Here is a 19,846-nt window from a genome sequence, read left to right as displayed (position 1 = left end):
ACAAAAATAGTTATCATTTTAAATTCTATATTTTTTCCGTTTTGCATCGATAGCATTCCGACTGATCCCTAAAGCCAAATGCGCCTTCGCAATACTGTCATGTCTTTTCATAGCTTTAATTAAAATTTGCTTTTCAATTTCATCTATTGTCTCATTCAAAGAAGTATCAGTTTGCAAAGCTTTTTCTAGCAACTTAATAATTCCTACATCGGTACTATTAACATCTTTGAAAGAAACTTCTGAATTTTGATTTTGCAATGACGGTGACTTTATTTGCTCAAACTTAAAAGTCATAGGTTCTTTATGCGGTAGAACTAAATGATTAATATTAAGCTCTTCTTCATGTAATTGGGAATTTATGAGCATTCTTTGTAATACACGAAAAAGTTGTCTGATATTTCCTTTCCAGAGACATTTTTGACACATTTTACTTATTTGTAAAATAAGTTCATCAGATACATCAATATTTTCTCTTTTAAAAAATACACTGATAAATAGAGGTATGTCTTCTAACCTATCGCGTAAAGGATCAAGAACAATCTCTGCTCCACTGATTCGGTACTTAAAGTCAGCAAGCATTCTTCCTTCTTCAACTTCTTCATCTAAATCTTTTGTAGTTGCTACTACGAGCTGGAAATACGAGTGAATCATTCGCATATCACCAACTCTATTATAACTTCCATCATTTAAAACACGCAAAAGTTTCCTTTGCGTAGTAAGATCGAGAGTATGAATTTCATCTAAAAATAAAATTCCACCATCAGCTGCTGCAACATAGCCATTTGTAGTTTCATTTGCGCCTGTAAAAGCACCTTTTTTATGTCCAAATAAAAGAGAAGAAGTTAAATCATTATCAAGTAATGCACAATTTACTGTAATAAATGGGATCATACCTTCTAATTCTACTCTTTTTTTGTGTAATATTTTTGCAAATTCTTCTTTTCCTGTACCAGTTTCTCCATTTAAAACTAAAGGAATTTTTTTATTTTTTGCTACACCACTTAAAAATTTATCATGTTTATTTGAGACTATTATTCCATTTTTATAAATTTTAAAATAGGGATTATTATCAAGGAATTTATTATAATTTACTTTTTCAAGTTGAGTTTGATTTGTTGTATGTTTTTTTTGCAAAGCTAGCTTTATATAAATTAATATTTCATCGGAGTTATAAATGGGTTTCCTTAGAAAGTGAGTTACTCCTAATTTAATAGCTCTATCAAATATAGTTTTATCTAGATCATGCGACATAGCCAATACAGTTAATTGAGGCTGAGTTTCTAAAGCAAATTGGATTATATCAAATCCAGAATCTTCAATATTATGATCGTTTAAATTCTTTAAATGAATATCAGTTAATAAAATATCGAAACCATTAAGGGCTAATGAATTTTTGGCATCTTCTAAATTAGTGGCTCCAAATGAATGCAAACCACAACCTTGAGCAAAAGCCATATATTTTTCAAGCTCTTCTTTATTATCTTCAACAATCAAAATACTTAATTCATCATAAAGCATAACTAGCCACCATTATTTCTTCATAAATTGAATAACTTTTTTTAATATTTTTTCATCAGTGTAATAGCCTTTATGCAATACAACTGCTATCCCTTGAGATAAAGCTTTTTCTATTAAATCTGAACTAGTATCAGTATAAATACAAAAACAATTTAGTAAATCATAAGATTTTTCTAGATGTGAAGTAAAATCCACTTCTATATTTTCAGGCCAATCTATATTTTTTAACTTTTCAAGAACATCTTTATTTTCGATAATGAACATTAATTTATTACAAATTGGTTTATCAATTTTTTTACAACTGTTTGTATAATTCAATTTATTAGTATTTTCAGAAAAATAAGTTAAAACATTTGGAATTATCAAAGAAAAAACAGTTAAATTATTTCTTCTAAAGTATGAAACTCTTCCTTGATGAATATCTACAACAAATTTAACATAACTAAGACCTAGTCCCGTACCTTCCAACTTATTATTTGTAATTCTCCATTCAAACATTTTGTCAAGCATTTCATTAGAAACACCCTTACCATCATCGATAACTTCAATATATAATTCATTACTTTCTGTTAATTTCCATTCAATAGAGCAAGTACTTTGACAATAAAAAATAGCATTTCTAATTAAATTTTGTATACATCTTTCTAATTTAATGTGATCACAATAAATTACTGGAGTATTACAACTAGGTTTACAATTTATTTTTATTTCCTTCTTTTTAGCATACCAGCTTACTTCAGAAATAATTTTAGAAAAATCAAAATTATCATTTTTTAAATTAATTATTTTTTCTTTTTTTGGATCCCTTATATTTTCTATTAAAGAATAGACTTTTAGTAAAGCGATATTAGATCTTTTATAGAGTTCTTCATTATTAATTAACGCCTTATCGTGAAGTAATTCTTCAAAAACAGAAATAGGACTTTTTAAATCATGAACAATTTGCGAAACAATTTTACCATTGCTAATATCATTTTGGTGTTTTATTAAGGAATTCAACATTTGTATTTTTTCAGCTTCAAATTTTTCTAATTTTCTTAATGATTTTAGCAAAGTTACTCTTAGCCAACGTATATGGTTAAACTCAAATTTATTTTTAAATTTAAATACTGAAGAATTTAAATTATTTAGATTAAATTTTTTAATAAAGATAAAAACAGGAGCAATTGCAAAAATTGTTATCAATAAATACAACACAAAAAAAACAAAAATAACAATAAAATCAATATGTAACATTTTAGCTAGTAATTGATTACTCATTATTTTGAAATTTGATTTATTAGATCCAATTAAAACAAGTAAATTTTTATCTACATTTATTTTAACTACTTTTGATACAAATAAGTAATTAGGAAAGAGACTATTCAAACCCAGATTATTTGCAGAATATAATTCATTATTATTACTTTTTTCAGTATCATTTAAAATTCCTTTTAAATTACTTGTTTTAATAATTTGATTCTCATCAAAACCATAAGGAGTTATAAGACTATTTTTTAAAGGATCATAAAAAATATAAACAAAATTATCTTCACTTAAAAAAAATTCTTTTGATAGGGAAAATAAGTCATCATCTGTGCCTATTTTCATGTTACTTAGTACTAGTTGAAGTAATTTTTTTTGTTGCTGCAAAGATATATTTAACAAATATTCCTGATTAAAATCAAGAAAACTATCAACTCTATATTTTTTCGTTAAAAAACTTAATCCACCAATAATAACGTAAAGGATAGAAATCCAAAATAATATAGACCTGTAAACTGTCTTAGATTTGCTAAATTTTAATGATTTTTTAATTGGATTATAAATTTTTTGTAATTTGCTAGAACTTTTAACAAATTGCTCCTCCATTAAAATTAGCCTCCACATTATTTAATGCAATTTGTTCTTTAATTTCATGGATATTTTCTACTATAATTCATATCACACTTGCAAAACAAACTTCCAGCAGAAAGGTAACTTGATTAGCTATTTGTATCAAGGGATTTTTTTGATATTTTGGAATGCTAGAAAAGATAATTTATTAAATATATAACTATCTGTTATTATTAAGTTTTATATTATTGGTCTGCTTTTTGTCAATTCTTTTTGCAACTATATTTTTGTTGAAATTAAAATTAAAGTAATTATAGTAAAACGTAACGCTTCCATGATAGCGTTAAACAACTGCTTAAATAATTACTTATTAGAGCACTTCTTAGCTTCTATTCTATTAATTTGAGAGGTTTATTTCATCAGTGAAAAAAGCAAAAAAAAAAATTGCAACCGCTTTAAGCACCTCTTTAATTGCTCTACTAGGCATTTCTTATTCTAATACTGCCTTAGCGCAGGATAACCCCTCTGGACATGATAACCTAAAGACTAATGCGGAAAATGCCCAATCCGGCGCAGAATCAGCTACTAGTACAGCTAATTCAGCTAAAGATACCTCAAAATCTATAAATGACTTTTTCAGCTCAGAAGATGATCCAAAAGGAAAAGAATTAAATCCTAAGCAAAATAGTACTGGATTACAATCTAGAGAAAAACCGGGCAATTTATTTGATAGATTATTTGGTAGAGTAACTGGTGTACAAATATATACTCAAAAAAATGCAAATAATAATTCTTCTATTTTAAGCGAAATTGTTATTGTTTATAAACCAGAACTTTATCAACAAATACTAGATACAAAAGTTAAAGACTGGTTTACCTTATCACAAGCTAACAAAAATTTGCGTATTTCAAATGATCTCCAAATTTATCGTTTCGAAACTACTCCAGATCTAACTTATTCAGAGTACTTACTTGATGTTAACTCTAGCGCTGTTGGTGCATTTTTATTCACTCGTACTCAAAATAATTTAAACTCATTACCTATTAAATTAAATCCTTATAAAAATACAAGAATAAAATATTTTACATTTGGCTTTAATTTTAACCAATATCCGGAGTAAAAAATGGAATTTAATGCATATCAAATACCACAAGATAACGATCTGTATATTCAACAAAATTTAATTACAGAAGTATCTCAAAATAGTAGCAAAGATAATTTTCATATTTTTGCCTCCCAAAGTGCAGCTTACACTCAAATGAATGGACAAAATATATTTCCTACAACTACCGAATTAGGTATTGAATTAAATCACTATTTTCAAACTTCATTATTTTGTACTTATACTTTTCAAGAATTTACAATTGATGAAAAAAATAACGAAACAATAAAAAACTTTTGGTACTGTGGGAATAGTCTCGCAGTAGTTCCTTTTGCTTCTTCCGTCGTTCATCCAAAAATAAAAATTTATGGTGGTGCTGGTCAAGCATTTGGCGAGAATAGTACCCCAGGCATTATAAACAAAAGCATTGTTCACTATTTTTGGGCTTTAACCCCTGTAGTTTCTGCTGAAGTTAATATCTCAGAAAATTTTAAATTTAATATTGGAGCTGGATATCAACTAATCATGTCAGATTATAAAAAATTAAGTGACACTTCAAATATTGAAGGGGTTGCCTCTATTTCTTATAACTTCAAATAATTAAAAGGAATTCATTATGAAAAGTTTGAAAGATATTCCTGATAAAGTAATGTGGCATGATGGTATGTTACTTTCGCCTCAACATTTTCAGCAAGCATTTAATAGAGTAGAAAATATTTTTCAATTCTCAATGAATCAAAATTTATACTATCCATTTGGAATTATTAACTTCAGATATGAAGAAAATACCTTTACTAATGGTCTTTTAAAAATTGAAGAATTGGAATGTATTTTTCAAGATGGTTTAGAATATTACTTTAATTCTTTCAAAGATAAATTTTCGCTTGAATTTGATCTAACTAAATATAAAGATCTTCTTATTAAAAAACCTTTAACTTTAGTTGTTTGCGTACCTAAGAACGAAAAAAATAACTACGTATTAAACTCTGCATTTTCCCGTTATAAATCAGTTAATATTGATGCTTATTCTTTAGATGAAAATACCGGTGAAGACGAAATTTATATCCCAAGATTAAAACCTAATGTTTCTTTAGCATTTGAGCATGAATTAGTTTCAAATTATCTAGCTATTCCAATTGCAAAAGTATATGTGGAAAATAATTTTTATAAGACTGAATTATTTACTCCTCCCATTACTAAAGTAACTAATACTTCTGAAATATGGAAAATTTGTAACTCAATATGTATGCTTCTAAGATATAAAATTCAAGACATTATGGAAGATATCCATAAATTTGAAAATGATGATTTTAAAAGTATATTCTTTAGTAGAAAAGAATCTCTAAAAAATCTTAAGCTATGCTTACCTAAGTTCGAAGCATTTGTATATTCTGAACAACTTCATCCTTTTCATCTTTATTTAGCTTTATATGATGTTTATAGCGCAATTACTTCAAGTGATATTGATGAATTACCTAAATCTTTAATTAATTATGATCATTTTAATATCATGAGTTGTTTTCAAAAATTGCAGCAGCAAATCATCGAATTTTTAGAGCGTGAGATTCCTACTGGGTTCAAACTATCTAAAATATCTAAAGTTGATAAGCGCTTCCAAACAACGATTTTTACTAATGAAAATACTGTGGATAATCATACACATATTATCATAGGATTTAAAAAGAATTATACAGTTTCTCACGATAATTTTTCTAATTGGATAAAATCAGCAGTCATTTGTGATGAAGAGCTATACAGTACAACGATTGAAAGAAAATCTTTAGGTATGTCAAGAACTATTATTGAAAAATATGACTCTCTTATCCCTAAAAAAAGCATTTATTTAGTCTATATTAAGCTTGATGGAATGAAAAAAGATAAAATAAATTTAATTATTTCTTCTAGTGTTCAAGAAAATATACAATATCAACCCCAAGAAGTCATTTTATACTCTAGGAAATAAACAACATGAAAAGTTTAGATTTATCTTCAATAGAATGTTTAATTTTAACAACTGAAGATGCAATAACATATTTCAGTACAAAAATTACTGACTATAATTCAAAAATAAGAAATATTGAAGATAATGACAATATCTCTCATGATAATAACAACCAAGATTTTCATTTAATTTCTTCTGAAATAGAAGAATTTATTTCAAGAAAAATCGACTCTTTAAAGAAAAATAAAAAATATTTTGGTTCGGAAGTTTTAAAGTACTTAAACTTTGCTTTAATAGCCGTTGTAGACGAAATGATGATCACTCAAAATTGGCCAGGCCAAAACTATTGGCAAGAGCACAGTTTAGAAAGCAGACTGCTTTTTTCAAATTCGGCTGGTGACTTATTTTATGATAATTGTGAGAAAATTTTGTTGAACCGTGATTATAAAACAAGAGAATTGGCATACTGCTATTTTCTTTGTTTATCTGCTGGTTTTAAAGGTAAATATCATAATTCAAGCGATTTTGAAAAAATTGAAGTTATAAAAACAAATCTATACCAATTTTACATTGAAAGTAATTCTGAAATAGAAAATCGAAATATGCTTGGTGTTCTTCCAACATCAAACTATGAACCTAGTGACAATGAGTTTGAAATACGAAATAAGAAAATAAATTATTCCTTAATGTTAACAAATATCTTCCTCTTTGCTGTTTTTCTTGCTTTTTCTATTTACATTTGGGTTTTAAATAACAATATATTAACAAAAAGTATCCAGTAAAACATAAAGTAGGTTAAAAATGACACTAATTTTATTTTATATCGCAATTTTTCTAACAGCAATTTTGGTTTTTTCATGGTCTGTTTTTAATTATTGGAATCCTGATGTTTCAAAATTATTTAAGAGTGAAAGAATTAAAAAGTTTTTATATGATAGATATTGGTTTATAAATAATAAAAAAATATTTAAAAATAAAAACTTATTTCTCGTTTTTTCTCATGATTTTTCTGAATACTTCAAAGAATTATCTGAAGAACTAGATAGACCTGAAATATTAAATTTCTTTGTCGACCAAAAAAATGCTTTTGAAATTATTGATATTAATGCTACATCTTTTGTCTTTTTTAATCACTGCTTGTTACAGAATAATGAAGATCTACAATCCATGCGCTTGAGTTTGCATTTGCGTCATTTGATAAAACTTAGAAAAAGCTTAAGCATTGATGGAATCATATTTTTTCCCAATCAAAATGCCTTTTCAAGAACAACAACTAACTATAAAGAGCTCTCAGAAGAAGCGTCAAGTTTTGCGAAAATTTTCAAATCCATAACAAGGAAATTAAAAGCAAAAGTACCATTATTTTTTATAGATAATTCAAGAATGAATGATGTACCTCCTTTTCATTTATTTCCATTAAATTCTTTGCAAAATGACCATTCTTCTATCTTTTCATTTTATCACAAAACTTTAAGCAATGCTGATGATTTATATAGAGAAATGAAAATAGCATTAGATTTATGTGTCGATAGTTATGAAGCTCAAACACAGCACTATTTACTTACACTTGATCAAAACTTTCAATTAAAAGTTATACAATTCTTTTTTAATTTAAAATCAAACTTAATTTCTTTTAACAAAAACTATAATGATTATTTTTATAAAAATTTAACCGGTTCAGAAAAAGATTTAACAAATTCTCATTACATTATAAATTTAAGCAGTTTTTACAAAAAAGATTCTTTTGATGAAACAACTTCACAACTTCATAACTTTTTTAAATATATTTCAATTAATTTAATTAATGGATCAATTCTTTCTAAAGAATATATTAAAGAAAAATTAAGAAATAGGACAATTTTAGCAGCTCTAACTGCAGTAAATCTTCTTTTTGTTGGATACTCCTTATTCAGTTCTACTAATTTTTTAACTGAAAAACGTTCTATATTTCTAAAAAGTTTTGATGAACTTAATAAATTTATAAATACTGGATATAATAAAATAATCGCTGAAACAGAGCATACAAATTTACTGCAAAATAAAATTTGCTCACTAATAAATAATTCTAATACATTATCAAAAACTAATTTTCATTATCCACTACTATATCCATCTTGGAATTCTGATATTTCCGAACAATATACAGAAAAATATAATTTAAATTTAGCTAAATTTATTTCAAAAGTTATGGTACAAAGTTTTAATGATAAAGTTACTTCTCAATTAAATACTTTTAAAGCTATTCAACCAGCCTCTTTTCAAAATCATGAAGAGTTTTTGAAAGTAATTAATAACTTTGTAAAAGATAACAAAAAAATTAGTGATATTTATTCATATTTAAATGGGAATTCAAAAAATAATACTGAAGCGTTAACTTTAATGGCTAATTATTTGTATGGTCTTGATTGCGGTAAATCCATTGCTGAAAAAAATGTGTTTTCTGCTCTTAATTCAACTAATTTATCGCAATTTGTAAAACCAACTATTACTGATTTTAATGCTAGATCAGTTGAAGCTTTAAAAAGCAATTTAGCAGCATATTTTATACATTCTGAGCAAAGCCACCCGTTATATAAAGCTTTAGACAAAGTAGATTCAGATATTATATTTATAAAAAGCGGAAGTCATACTAACAACAAATCTGATGAATTACAATTTCTTCACAACTTTATAAATGACTTAAATAATTTGCAAGATAATTTACTAAAAAGTCAAAATGAATTGAAAGATGTTAATAGTTTTTATGGCCCTAATTTTATTTCATTATTAGCAGACTTAGAAAAACATGCATTGTTTGGAAAACCTTTTTCAGCTCAAGTTCTTGAAGATGCAAAAAGAAATTTTGAGAAATTTAAAACAGATCTTGTTTTATTTATTCCATTAGGAGCCAATTTCCCAATTATTTCTAATAATGGTGGGTTATTTATATTGAATTCAGGATTAGGCCAGCTTGCTATGGCTCTTGCTAAAATGGAAAATACATTTAATCAAGATAATACCTTTTCTCAGTCTGGTAATAAGGACATAAATTCAGATCTAAAACTTGTTTCCTTAAATCTACCCTCAAACTCTTTATGGGATATAGAGGCTCTGCAAAACCATCTGCAAAAAGGAACCATCTTTGCTTCGGCAATGACAAGTGTAAATCAAAACTCGTTACCAGAAAGCCTAGCTCTTTATTTTCAAAATATATCTAAAACATTAAGCTACCAATACTGGAATACTAAACTTGCTAATTCTATTAAAGTTTTTAGTGCTGCTAGCGACCAACAGCCGTCAGTATTTAGTAATCAAGTAGATCCTAATATTCAAAATATTCAGATTTCTGGTCCCATTTTAAAATCTATCTCAGATCTACTGATAGCAAGTAATAATTCCGATTTAAATATTTATTTAAGCTCAATACTAAACCAACAAATAGTAAGACAAGCTAAGATTTATTCTAGATTACTTGAACTGAGTCCATTTTTTAATCCAAATCCCTCTGACTTTATGAATTGGTCTGGTGATAGTTCACCAGCATTTTTAGGTTTTGGGGTAGGATCTGATGATGACTTAAAAATGTATTTAAGTACCCAAAAGTCAAATTTAGAACAATTTTTTAATAAAAGTATTTCGCCATTATTGCAGACAAGAAGTTTATTTTTTAAAGATACTTCTGCAGTTTATGATAAATCTTTAGAAAATTTAATCTCTCTTCAAGATGCGTTGTCAGCAACGCCTAAAGTAAATTCTTATGCTAGTTTTTCTAATTTTATAAGTACAAATATGAATAATCTTAGAACAGAAACCTGTAGCAGATTTCTTGCACAACCTCCCGTGATAGGTGCAAGAGATTACTTTTCTTTAAAGCAAAGAGAGTTATACGCAGCTTTGAGTAAAAGATGCCAAAGCTTATTAATCAAACAAGCTTATCAAAGTTATGATAAAATAGCTTTGAAATACAATAATTTATTAGCAGGAAAATTTCCTTTTACTTCCGATAACAAGTCTTTAGACAGCGCTTCAATGGACGATATGGCAAACTTTTTTCAAAGTTTTAATGAGTTTCAAAAACAAGACTTACCTACTTTAAGAAACTTTAGCAATCTCTATAAAGGAAGAAGTGATGTGCAAAACTTTGTTCAAAGTATTGCAAATGCTCAAAGTTTTTTCAGCATCCAAACTGATAAAGATGGAAACATCACTCCTACTAAATGGAATGTTGATTTTGATTTTCGCACAAATTCAGATAGAGAAATCTTAGGAAATCAAATTATCAATTGGTCTTTACAGAGTGGAAACCAAGTAATTGGATCAGATCAAGGCAATATTTTTAAAGGAAAATTCACTTGGAGTTATTCAGATCCTTTGCAATTTTATGTAACATTAGCTAATACTTCCAAGTATTCATTAGATAAATTTTCTCAAGATAAAAATATATTTATTACTAATAATACTATATACTATAATATAAGAAACCGCTGGTCATTATTAAAATTTATAAATGACTACGCAGATTGTGCAAACATTAATTATTGCATTAAAAATACATTAAAATTTGAATTTCCAATTAATAATGACAAAAAAGTCTTATTTTTTGTCACAATTAATATTAAAAACAATAAGGGTTTACGTTTGAATATCCCAAAACTTCCGACTGAAGCTCCTTATTTAGATAGAAAATCTGCAAAAAATCAGGAAGTAGATTAAACACTTTTTGAATCGCTAAGGAAAGAGTTGAAACCATGACTATTTTTTCATCCATTAGTGAAGTAAGCATAACGAAAAATTCAGCAATTTTTTTTGATTCTAAAATTCCTGAAAACAATAGAATTGTAGAATCATTTGAACTTGATGAAGATTCGATATCAGAAATATATAACTTAAAATTAGTAATTAAATTTCCTTATAAAAATTTTAAAGAGGAAAATTTAAAGACTGATATTTTAAATAAAAAAATCCAAATAAAAATTGTCTACAATAAACTATCTGATGAAAAAAATGAAAAAGTAAAATTCTTAAATGGCATTATTAAGGAAGCTACTTTTGTTGCTTTTACATCTGAAGACTTTTTACTTGAATTAAAAATTGTTCCTCCGATCTTCTTAACAACTCAGAATAATGCTTATCGGAGCTGGAATAAAACTACAGCTAAAAATGTAATTTCTGATGTCTTAAATACTTATACTAAGCAAGAATTAAAATTTGATTTTATCTTAACTAAACCTAGTGATATATTAACTAGAAAAAATATAGTTCAGTATGGGGAAACTGATTATCAATTTATTTGTAGACTAATGCATGAAGAACATTTAAATTTTATTCATACTCAGTCTGAAGAAGGTGCTAAATTAATAATAACTGATGACTTAGAAAATAAAGTTTTTGAAATTGAAAAAGCGATACCAGTTAAAATTCAATTAAGCCATTCTATTTTAAATAAAAATATAAATACATTTATTAACAACTTTTTTGGCTATAAACATTCATTAATTGATGGTACTCAACAAATAAATACCCAATATATAGATCCTAGAAATATAAAAAATATATTCACTGCAAATACTAAAATAGAACAGGATCATATCAATACCTTACATACTAAGGCGTATCATGGAAAATCTGATAAATTACTTACAGATACTATTTCTACATCCTATACTAAAAATGAACTTAATCGAAAAAACACCTTGAATAATAAAGTTTCATTTTTGCATCATCTAAATTTTCTCTCTGTTGGAGAAATTATAGAATTTGTTTATAAATCAAATGCAGATAAAAATTCTCCGCTAAAGCTTGATAAATATATTGTTGCTAAACTGACACACAACTTTATTAAAGAACCACATCTTGCTGACGGTAAAAAAACTTCTGTTTATAATTATTCCGTTAATGTTATAGCTTATCCTCTTACAGAAAAATTTATTGCTGATTATGCGCCCCAAATTGCGAGTTTAAAAACACCTTCACTTACAACTGGCATTATTTTTGGAGAAAAACCAGAAGAGCTAATTAGTGAAATCGAAGAGTCTGTCCAATATGTTGGAGTTGTATTAGACTGGCCCAAAATCGCTAAAGCAGATAATTCATCGAGTGGATCTGAAAAATCTATGTATGTATTAGCCAGAATGAGTCAATTTTGGGCTTCAAAAAACTCTGGCGCAATTTTTAATCCCCAACCAGGTGATGAAGTTCTACTAGGCTTTCTTGATAACGATATAGAACGCCCTGTAATCATTAGATATTTTTACAATTCAGTACAAATACCGCCTAAGTTAACAACAAGCGAAGACCCAAATGGCTTAATTTTTAGAGGTATCGGTTTAGATTCTACTCTTGAAAAGAATCTTAAATTTACTTTCATTGATGATTCAGAAAAAAAAGGAGATGAAGCTAAAAATAGTGCTGAAATTATATTAACTAAAGAAGGTTTAATCGAGAAAAACTCTAAAAATATTAAGTTAAATACTACTGAAAATATAGAATCAAAATCAACAAAAAATACTGTGATTGAAGCTACTGAAAATTTACAAACGAAATCTACCAAAAACACGATGATTGAAGCTACTGAAAATTTGCAAACAAAATCTACTAAAAACACGGTGATTGAAGCTACTGAGAATACGACTATTAAAGCTAGTAAAAATTTAGAAACAACATCTAATGTAGCTAAAGTAAAAGCTTCTGGTGGTGCTGAAATTAATGAGATCTCTATTTCTTAATTACTATTGCTAGTAGAACTTTTTACTGAAAAAATATTTCCAAATTTAAAGCAGTTTTATAGCTTTTTTTAATATTATTAATTTAAATTTATAGTTTTTAAAAATTTCTACTTGTCAAAATTTTGTTGCAAAAATTAACTTTAAAATAGCTAAAATTTACTATTAAATAGAAGTAGTTAATGCTTATTAATAACCTTTAATTTTTAGAAAATTATACACACCTTAAAGGAAATATTTGTGAAAAATAAAAATATATTTTTAATAATTTTTTGGGTCGCAATTTTCAATTTAACATTTTTTGAATCAGCAAAAAGCCAAAGTACATTTACTAGAATTGATGTGGAAGAATTTGTAAAAAATGCAGTAAAGTTTGCAAAAGAAAATGGTAAAGATATAGCTTTAAAAGAATTTATGAATCCTAATGGAAATTTCATTAAAGGAAGTCACAAAGAACTTTATATTTATGCTTACGACTATAATGGTAAAGTTATTGCACATGGTGATAAACCCAAACTAGTTGGTATTAATTTACTTGATTTAAAAGATCCTTCAGGAAATTATCCAATACGAAAATTAATAAAATCATTAAACTCTCAAGATCATTGGGTTGAATATAGTTGGTTTAATCCTGCTTCAAAAAAAGTAGAAAAAAAACTAGGTTACTGTTTAAAGGTTGATGAAACTTGGTGGTTAGGTTCTGGTATTTATAAGACTGAAGAAATAAAAAAGTAATTTCTTTTTTGCATAATAGGGAATACTATGAAATTTTTAATATACCTAGCATTCAAATTATGGCTTTTCAGTTTATTAATATTTAGCTTCTTAATAAAAAAAGCTTATTCATCAGAACCTACGGTAAAATTAGCTACTTCTACCTGGTCTCCATATACTTTAGAAGAACTGCCAGATTCAGGGCTTTTAGGTGCTTTAATTAAAGAAGCTTACAAAAAAGAAAAAATAAAAATAGAAATTATTTTTTTACCTTCAGCAAGAGCCCCAATAGAAACAAAAAAAGAAGTATATTTAGGCTACTTTCCAACATATGATTGCGAACTAAATGATTTCCAAAAATCATTTCCTCTTGGAAAAAGTACTATGGGTTTTGCAAAATTAGCGAAAAATAAATGGAATTGGTCTAAATTAGCAGATTTATCTGGAAAAACAATCGGAAATGTTCGAGACAGATTTTTTTCTAAAGAATTTAATAGCCTTATTGAAAGTAAAACTATTTCACTTGAAGAATCAAATAATGATACTACAAATTTAACAAAATTATTGCATGCAAGAATTGATTTAGCAGTTATTGAAAAAAATATATTTGAGTATTTAATCTCAATCAATCCTGAATTTAAAAATCAATTTGTTTTTGAAACAAAAAATTCAATAAATCGAAATCTATACATATGTTTTAATAAATCGAATGATGGGAAAAAATATTTGAATATATTTAATTCTGGTTTAGCAAAAATTGATAAAGATAATTTTATTTTTCAATACATTATGCTAAATTATTAGCAAAAAATATGAAGGTTAATCTGTGTTACAATTTTTTTGCTGTAATTAAATATCTATCAAAAGTCTTTATTTGTTAAATTAATGCTTTCATAAAAAAAGCTTATTTATTTTTAATCCTCCCAAAATGGTTTCGCTTGAAAAGCTGGTGGTTTAAATTCATCTGCTTCGTTGAACTCTTCATTATATTTATTTATATCAAATTGATTATTTGACTCACCAAATTCTGATTGAAAAGATGAATTTTCTTCATTAGAGGAATGTTGAAAATTATTTTGCTGATTTTCAGAATATGATGGACTACTAGAACCTGAAAAACCTTGTTCATCTAAAGAAAAAATTTCTGGTAAAATTCCAAAAATTTCTGCCAATTTTTCAATTTGTTTATGGGATAATAGTCTTTTTCCAAGAATAAATTCCATAGCTATACTCGTTGTCCCTAAAACGGAATATAAATCTTCCATCGACATTTTTTTATGTTCTAACAAATCTAGTATGATCATCCCGTTTGTTGATTTATAAGGTTCATAGTGATTTAGCATTTCTTCTATTTCAGACATATTTTCTCCAGAAGTATCAATTTAGTTTATTTTTTTGATTTATCTAAATGCGATAACCCAAGTAGTGAAAAAATTTCTTGCGGTTTTGTTGTTGAACTAAATAATTCTAGCAAAACACTATAAAGACTTTTTTTCCGCCATTCTAAGGCTCTTCTAATCAAATAAGGAGAAGGGGAGTGAGGATCATTTTTTAATAAAAACTCATTAGCTTTTTCAATTGCATTATAAGCTTCTTGAATGGTGTTTACAGAATTTGAATTCAAAAAAGTCATTCCAAACTCTCCATTAATTGTATTAATTTCATTTACTTCTTGAATTATACTAGAAGATTTTTTCTCATTTTTATTTTCAAAAGAATTTAGTCTTTCTAAATATATTGGATTAAGAATACTATAAATTTCTTGAATTAAATTGCTCAAGTCCTCAAAAGTAACATGATCATCTTCATCAAGAACTAATAAGGGAATAAACTCATTTTCAAGTATCTCAATATTTTTTAAAATACTTTCTAAAGCCATATTTATTAATTTTACTTCGGTATCTGACTTTTGCTGAAAAATTTGAATAATCTTATTTTTTGCTTGAATTCCTTCATTTTTTCCAACACTTAACTGAGATTCAAACCAAGACCAAGTAATATTTTCTAGATTTTGTTCATTTTGTATTTGAAATGAATAACTTTTTATTCCAAGCAATGTGATATTTCTTAATGCTTTAAAAGAAGCAGCCCTCAATTCAAAATTTTGATCTTGAATTGGCGGATTAATGTCATCCCAATAAACATTACAATATTGAACAAATAATGAAAGAATTTTCGCTAAACCAACAAATCCTTCAATTTTAAATTGAGCTTCTAATAAATAGGTTACTAAATTTAAATCTTTTGTTTGATTAAGTAATAAATCTAAAGATAATGTTACTATTTCACCCCAATTCGATGAACCTGTTTGTTTTTTTACCCAGATTCCTTGATTTTCATCGTTTTCTTGAATTAATTTAGTTCTTAATTCTTTTATTTGAATAAGAGCAGAATTTCTTTTTAAATATTCTCCACAAGGCAAAGCAGAAGAAATTGGAGCCATTAATTTATCTAAATTTGCTAATTCAAGTTGTTTATCTTTTTCGACAAAATTCATTTTCATAACTCCAATAATTTAGGTAATGTATAGACATGTACGCATTTATTATTTTCAAATAACAGTTTAATCAAGCGAGATCTATTTACAACTTGATTTTTTCCGGAAGAAATAAAAATATATTTTGTTAATTGAAGCTGAGACAGTAATTTTTCTAATGCATTAAGCTCAAAATCAAAAACTTCAATTGAAACAGCAAACTTATTTACAAAAGAATAAAAATACCCACCCAAAGTAGGAGACTTATTAATTAATCTTGCGGAAATTCGATCTTCTCCTAATTTAAACTGCTTATTATTTTTTATTTTTTTAGGGCATCCCTCAATAAATTGAGGTTCAGAAATAAAATATCTTCTAAGAAAAATAACCACATCTCTTCGACTACAAAACTTTAATTGCTTCTCATCATTTTTTATAGAATAATTATAAATAAGATTTTTTTTGTTTAATTCTACATAATAATTTAAATATAAAATTTCTTTAATAAATATTTTTATAAAATTTATTATAATATTTTTTTGATCTCTAGAGTGATGCGAAAAATTTTCTAAAATAAAATCTGGTATAAGTATTTTAAGAGGAAACTTTTGCTTAAGAAGATTCCCATCATTCATTTTTATATTAAAAATTGAAGTTGAAGAGAAAAATAATTTTTCATCAAACTCAATCCCATTATACTCAAGAACTTGTCTTAAATATTGAGAAATTAGTTCTTTTTCAGAATAAGAAAGTTGTTTAGAAATACTTTGCAAAAGATTCATACTTGTTCTACTTCAAAATGAATAAAAAAATTAAAATCACGGATGTACTCAAAATAACTATTCATAAAATTTAATATAAAGTAAGTACCTTGTGGAAGATTATCTTTTTTATTAAATATTATTTTGTAAGTTATACCTGGAATGTAATAAACCTGTTTTTTCCATAGCTGTTGAGAAACAGATTCTTCTTGTACGATATTTACTGATTTTGCTAAAAACTGCTTAATTAATGATCTGATAGGATTACCTAAGCTTGTCATATACTCAGCAATTTTTTCAAATTCAAACACATTTAACATATTTTTAGACATAAGCTCTTGATCTAATTTATATAACAATTTTAAAACTTCTATATTTCCAAAGTGCTTTAAAGGTCTTCTTGAATATTTCGGCCAAAAAAGTGAAACTGAATTTTTTATTTTTATCTCTCGAGATCGACATTTAAATTCTGTGTATGGTTTTATTGATGTTGCCATTATCCCATTCGTGCAAATGCCTTCAGGAAAAAGATAATCAGGCCATCTGCCAAAGTTTAGATCTTTTATATCGCTCATAATTCTTATAAATAAAGAACCATTATCTTGTGTAGAATTATCAAAGGATCTTCTTACAGACCATAAAATATTTTCAAACCCTAAAGGGTTTGAAATTTGTGAATTTTCATTTTTATCATTATGGAAATTTTTTAAAGTAAATGAGTCACCTGTTTTTGCATCATAAGTAATTATTGTTTGAACGGATAAAAGTTCTGTTTGATTATCAAAATTTCCCATAGGTCTAACTTGATATTCGTCTTTATCTTTTTGACATTTTATAGGCTCAAGTTTTGTTTCGAAAAAATTTGCTACAGGTACACAATTTACATTAAGAAATTGATTTCCCAACTTAGTTAGTGAAGGTAACTCATAAGAAAAAGGAATAACAACTTTCATTTTAGAATTAGCACTAAAATTTAATTTTATATTTAAATTTAAAAATAAATACTTTTGAAAGTAATTAAGATAGTCAAAAAAAGGATATAACATATTATTTTTTTTATCTTGACTTTCAAACTTTATATAAGGTGATATCAAATTCCTGGCTAATGAAATTGGAGTGGGATTATCATCAATATAGAGTAAAAAATTTTGTTTACTAGAAAATAAAGCATCATAAATAAAAATTGAAGAATAAAAATCAGAATCAATATAAATAGGAATAGAAATGGATTTATTTTTTTCTTCAAGCAGCGGCTTTTTTAATTGAAAATCAATTGAAAAAGCCTTTGTATGCGGAGAACTAAATTTTTGATATTGATTAAAATTAACAACACTTGTTGATTCTATTCTAAATGGAAATAAAGGCATTTCTTGCGTTGAGGAAAACTGACATTCAAATTTTTCTTGATTAAATGCACTAAATTTTGTATTTTTTGGTAGCAATACTTGATTTGTATTTTTAAATGCGTTGAGCTCTGGGGTTAATTTTAATACTGTTAAAGCGGAAACAGGAGAGATCAATTCAGGAAATAATTTTTCAATAAAATTTATGGCATAATCATTTAACGCTAATACTGATTTATGTTCTATTTGTGCAAACATATAAGCAAAAGACTCTATTAGTCTTTCAGTTTCTGGATCATTACTTTTTCGATATGAAAGATCAAGATAAGGTGCCAAATCTGGATTTTGTTTAGAAAAAACTTTTCCATTTTCTCTTAATTCATCAATTATATTAATATAATGCCGTAAAAATTCTTGGTTACTTGTTTTGCTATACATGGACAATAAACTCCCAAAGCGCAATTTTTAGTAGTAAATTTAAAACCAATTCTTCATCTACATAAACAGCACTTAAAGCAATTTTTGCCTCTTTTTTGAGAGGATCATAGCTAGTAAAAGATACATTCACATTTGATAAACGATGTTCAAAAGCTACTATAGATTTAGCTACTGTTAAACAAAGGATCTCAATATCTCGTTCTGATGTCATTGAAAGATGGGTGAAACTTGGTAAACCATAATTTACAACACTCATACTAGCTATATCAGTATCTAGGAAATCACCTAATGGCAAAGAACTTCTAGTATTTAAAATATTACTAATATTTCTTACAATAGGAAAAAAAAAATCTTTTTTACTTGCTTGTGAATAAAAAAGCTTATGTAAATTTTCCATAATTCTTACCTAAAAAATCTAATGAGAAAGAATGCTCCTTCTCATTAGATAGTTATCTTCTTAATGAGAAGTATTATTATTTAATACCATCAACAGCTTTATCATCCCAAGTTTTATGTGCTGCTTGTTCAACAGTATTGTTTCTTGAGTTGATCATAATTACTGGACCAGCAACTGTAGATTTTTCACTTTCTTTATAAGAAGTTGTATATTTAATACCAGGAACTTCTTCTTTATTTACAGTATCTGGAACAATAAATTCAATAATAGCAACGCCTGCCATTTTTTGAACTTCAGTTTTCATTTGATAGTTATATAAAGTCATGTCACTTAATTTAACTAAAGTTTTTGTTTTACCATCGTCTTTAGTACTGACAGAATAAATTTTCACGGTTTTAACGTCATGTGCGCGAATTTCATATTCAGCCAATTTATCAAAGAAATCTGGTGAAGAAGCGCTATCATTTACTTCAAATAGTAAACGACCTTTTAGAACGTATTTATCACCATACGCTTCTAGCTTTGGTAAAGTAGTTTGTGCACAATAAATCCCTTTTTCACCTTCTTTATGAGCGTTAAAACCACCATTGAATCCAGGGATAAAAATTAATACATAATCTGAACTAGACATAATCTAT

Annotated in this window: 16 protein-coding genes; 8 read left to right on the top strand and 8 right to left on the bottom strand. The window is 26.6% G+C overall.

Annotated elements, in window-relative coordinates; translation table 11 throughout:
- Nucleotides 1-18 precede the first annotated feature (18 nt).
- Together QEJ31_RS11845 and QEJ31_RS11840 are read right to left on the bottom strand one after the other, a co-directional pair.
- A complete protein-coding gene (locus QEJ31_RS11845) occupies nucleotides 19-1,518 on the bottom strand; it encodes a sigma 54-interacting transcriptional regulator (protein ID WP_280590386.1) in 1,500 nt (499 codons plus the stop codon).
- A 12-nt stretch (nucleotides 1,519-1,530) separates the two neighbouring features.
- A complete protein-coding gene (locus tag QEJ31_RS11840; RefSeq protein WP_280590385.1) occupies nucleotides 1,531-3,369 on the bottom strand; it encodes a HAMP domain-containing sensor histidine kinase in 1,839 nt (612 codons plus the stop codon).
- A 386-nt stretch (nucleotides 3,370-3,755) separates the two neighbouring features.
- Here QEJ31_RS11840 and QEJ31_RS11835 point away from each other — a divergent pair, with 386 nt between their 5' ends.
- From QEJ31_RS11835 to QEJ31_RS11800, 8 genes are all read left to right on the top strand, one after another.
- On the top strand, nucleotides 3,756-4,454 hold the full coding sequence (locus QEJ31_RS11835; RefSeq protein WP_280590383.1) for a hypothetical protein: 699 nt from the start codon (nucleotides 3,756-3,758) through the stop codon (nucleotides 4,452-4,454).
- Between the two features lie 3 nt (nucleotides 4,455-4,457).
- Nucleotides 4,458-5,036 carry a hypothetical protein gene (locus QEJ31_RS11830; RefSeq protein WP_280590382.1) on the top strand — a complete coding sequence of 193 codons (579 nt, stop codon included), beginning with the start codon at nucleotides 4,458-4,460 and terminating at the stop codon, nucleotides 5,034-5,036.
- Between the two features lie 16 nt (nucleotides 5,037-5,052).
- Entirely contained in the window at nucleotides 5,053-6,399 is a 1,347-nt protein-coding gene (gene tssK / locus QEJ31_RS11825; protein WP_280590380.1) for a type VI secretion system baseplate subunit TssK, read from the top strand.
- Between the two features lie 5 nt (nucleotides 6,400-6,404).
- Nucleotides 6,405-7,160, top strand: a complete 756-nt coding sequence (locus QEJ31_RS11820) for a DotU family type IV/VI secretion system protein (protein ID WP_280590378.1) — start codon at nucleotides 6,405-6,407, stop codon at nucleotides 7,158-7,160.
- Nucleotides 7,161-7,179: 19 nt separating this feature from the next.
- Entirely contained in the window at nucleotides 7,180-11,070 is a 3,891-nt protein-coding gene (locus tag QEJ31_RS11815; RefSeq protein WP_280590377.1) for a hypothetical protein, read from the top strand.
- A 35-nt stretch (nucleotides 11,071-11,105) separates the two neighbouring features.
- Nucleotides 11,106-13,082, top strand: a complete 1,977-nt coding sequence (locus QEJ31_RS11810) for a contractile injection system protein, VgrG/Pvc8 family (protein ID WP_280590376.1) — start codon at nucleotides 11,106-11,108, stop codon at nucleotides 13,080-13,082.
- Between the two features lie 237 nt (nucleotides 13,083-13,319).
- On the top strand, nucleotides 13,320-13,814 hold the full coding sequence (locus QEJ31_RS11805; RefSeq protein WP_280590374.1) for a cache domain-containing protein: 495 nt from the start codon (nucleotides 13,320-13,322) through the stop codon (nucleotides 13,812-13,814).
- Nucleotides 13,815-13,841: 27 nt separating this feature from the next.
- Nucleotides 13,842-14,597 (top strand): transporter substrate-binding domain-containing protein, encoded by a 756-nt coding sequence (locus QEJ31_RS11800; RefSeq protein ID WP_280590372.1) that lies wholly within the window; start codon nucleotides 13,842-13,844, stop codon nucleotides 14,595-14,597.
- A gap of 110 nt (nucleotides 14,598-14,707) precedes the next feature.
- Here QEJ31_RS11800 and QEJ31_RS11795 read toward each other — a convergent pair whose 3' ends face one another.
- The 6 genes from QEJ31_RS11795 to QEJ31_RS11770 form a co-directional block, all read right to left on the bottom strand.
- Entirely contained in the window at nucleotides 14,708-15,154 is a 447-nt protein-coding gene (locus QEJ31_RS11795; RefSeq protein ID WP_280590370.1) for a hypothetical protein, read from the bottom strand.
- Between the two features lie 26 nt (nucleotides 15,155-15,180).
- Nucleotides 15,181-16,290, bottom strand: a complete 1,110-nt coding sequence (locus QEJ31_RS11790) for a type VI secretion system ImpA family N-terminal domain-containing protein (protein WP_280590369.1) — start codon at nucleotides 16,288-16,290, stop codon at nucleotides 15,181-15,183.
- 2 nt (nucleotides 16,291-16,292) lie between these two features.
- Nucleotides 16,293-17,051 (bottom strand): hypothetical protein, encoded by a 759-nt coding sequence (locus tag QEJ31_RS11785; RefSeq protein WP_280590368.1) that lies wholly within the window; start codon nucleotides 17,049-17,051, stop codon nucleotides 16,293-16,295.
- A complete protein-coding gene (locus tag QEJ31_RS11780; protein ID WP_280590366.1) occupies nucleotides 17,048-18,811 on the bottom strand; it encodes a type VI secretion system baseplate subunit TssF in 1,764 nt (587 codons plus the stop codon). The genes QEJ31_RS11785 and QEJ31_RS11780 overlap by 4 nt, the downstream gene beginning before the upstream one ends.
- The gene (gene tssE, locus QEJ31_RS11775) at nucleotides 18,804-19,208 is read right to left on the bottom strand and encodes a type VI secretion system baseplate subunit TssE (RefSeq protein ID WP_158997002.1); all 405 of its coding nucleotides are present in this window, start codon (nucleotides 19,206-19,208) and stop codon (nucleotides 18,804-18,806) included. Before tssE ends, QEJ31_RS11780 begins: the two co-directional genes overlap by 8 nt.
- A 76-nt stretch (nucleotides 19,209-19,284) precedes the next feature.
- The gene (locus QEJ31_RS11770; protein WP_280590364.1) at nucleotides 19,285-19,839 is read right to left on the bottom strand and encodes a hypothetical protein; all 555 of its coding nucleotides are present in this window, start codon (nucleotides 19,837-19,839) and stop codon (nucleotides 19,285-19,287) included.
- Nucleotides 19,840-19,846: the final 7 nt, after the last annotated feature.

Origin of the sequence: Pigmentibacter sp. JX0631 (genome assembly GCF_029873255.1) — a bacterium.
In the GTDB taxonomy this organism is placed as follows: domain Bacteria; phylum Bdellovibrionota_B; class Oligoflexia; order Silvanigrellales; family Silvanigrellaceae; genus Silvanigrella.
The sequence above is the reverse complement of the archived record's forward strand: the minus strand, read 5'-3'. Positions and strand labels throughout refer to the sequence as shown.

Excerpts from the sequence above, each read along its gene's own strand:
- QEJ31_RS11820 (WP_280590378.1), top strand. The coding sequence starts at position 6,405 with ATGAAAAGTTTAGATTTATCTTCAATAGAATGTTTAATTTTAACAACT.
- tssK (WP_280590380.1), top strand. The coding sequence starts at position 5,053 with ATGAAAAGTTTGAAAGATATTCCTGATAAAGTAATGTGGCATGATGGT.
- QEJ31_RS11795 (WP_280590370.1), bottom strand. The coding sequence starts at position 15,154 with ATGTCTGAAATAGAAGAAATGCTAAATCACTATGAACCTTATAAATCA.
- QEJ31_RS11815 (WP_280590377.1), top strand. The coding sequence starts at position 7,180 with ATGACACTAATTTTATTTTATATCGCAATTTTTCTAACAGCAATTTTG.
- QEJ31_RS11780 (WP_280590366.1), bottom strand. The coding sequence starts at position 18,811 with ATGTATAGCAAAACAAGTAACCAAGAATTTTTACGGCATTATATTAAT.
- QEJ31_RS11800 (WP_280590372.1), top strand. The coding sequence starts at position 13,842 with ATGAAATTTTTAATATACCTAGCATTCAAATTATGGCTTTTCAGTTTA.
- QEJ31_RS11810 (WP_280590376.1), top strand. The coding sequence starts at position 11,106 with ATGACTATTTTTTCATCCATTAGTGAAGTAAGCATAACGAAAAATTCA.
- QEJ31_RS11830 (WP_280590382.1), top strand. The coding sequence starts at position 4,458 with ATGGAATTTAATGCATATCAAATACCACAAGATAACGATCTGTATATT.
- QEJ31_RS11770 (WP_280590364.1), bottom strand. The coding sequence starts at position 19,839 with ATGTCTAGTTCAGATTATGTATTAATTTTTATCCCTGGATTCAATGGT.
- QEJ31_RS11785 (WP_280590368.1), bottom strand. The coding sequence starts at position 17,051 with ATGAATCTTTTGCAAAGTATTTCTAAACAACTTTCTTATTCTGAAAAA.
- tssE (WP_158997002.1), bottom strand. The coding sequence starts at position 19,208 with ATGGAAAATTTACATAAGCTTTTTTATTCACAAGCAAGTAAAAAAGAT.
- QEJ31_RS11845 (WP_280590386.1), bottom strand. The coding sequence starts at position 1,518 with ATGCTTTATGATGAATTAAGTATTTTGATTGTTGAAGATAATAAAGAA.
- QEJ31_RS11840 (WP_280590385.1), bottom strand. The coding sequence starts at position 3,369 with ATGGAGGAGCAATTTGTTAAAAGTTCTAGCAAATTACAAAAAATTTAT.
- QEJ31_RS11790 (WP_280590369.1), bottom strand. The coding sequence starts at position 16,290 with ATGAATTTTGTCGAAAAAGATAAACAACTTGAATTAGCAAATTTAGAT.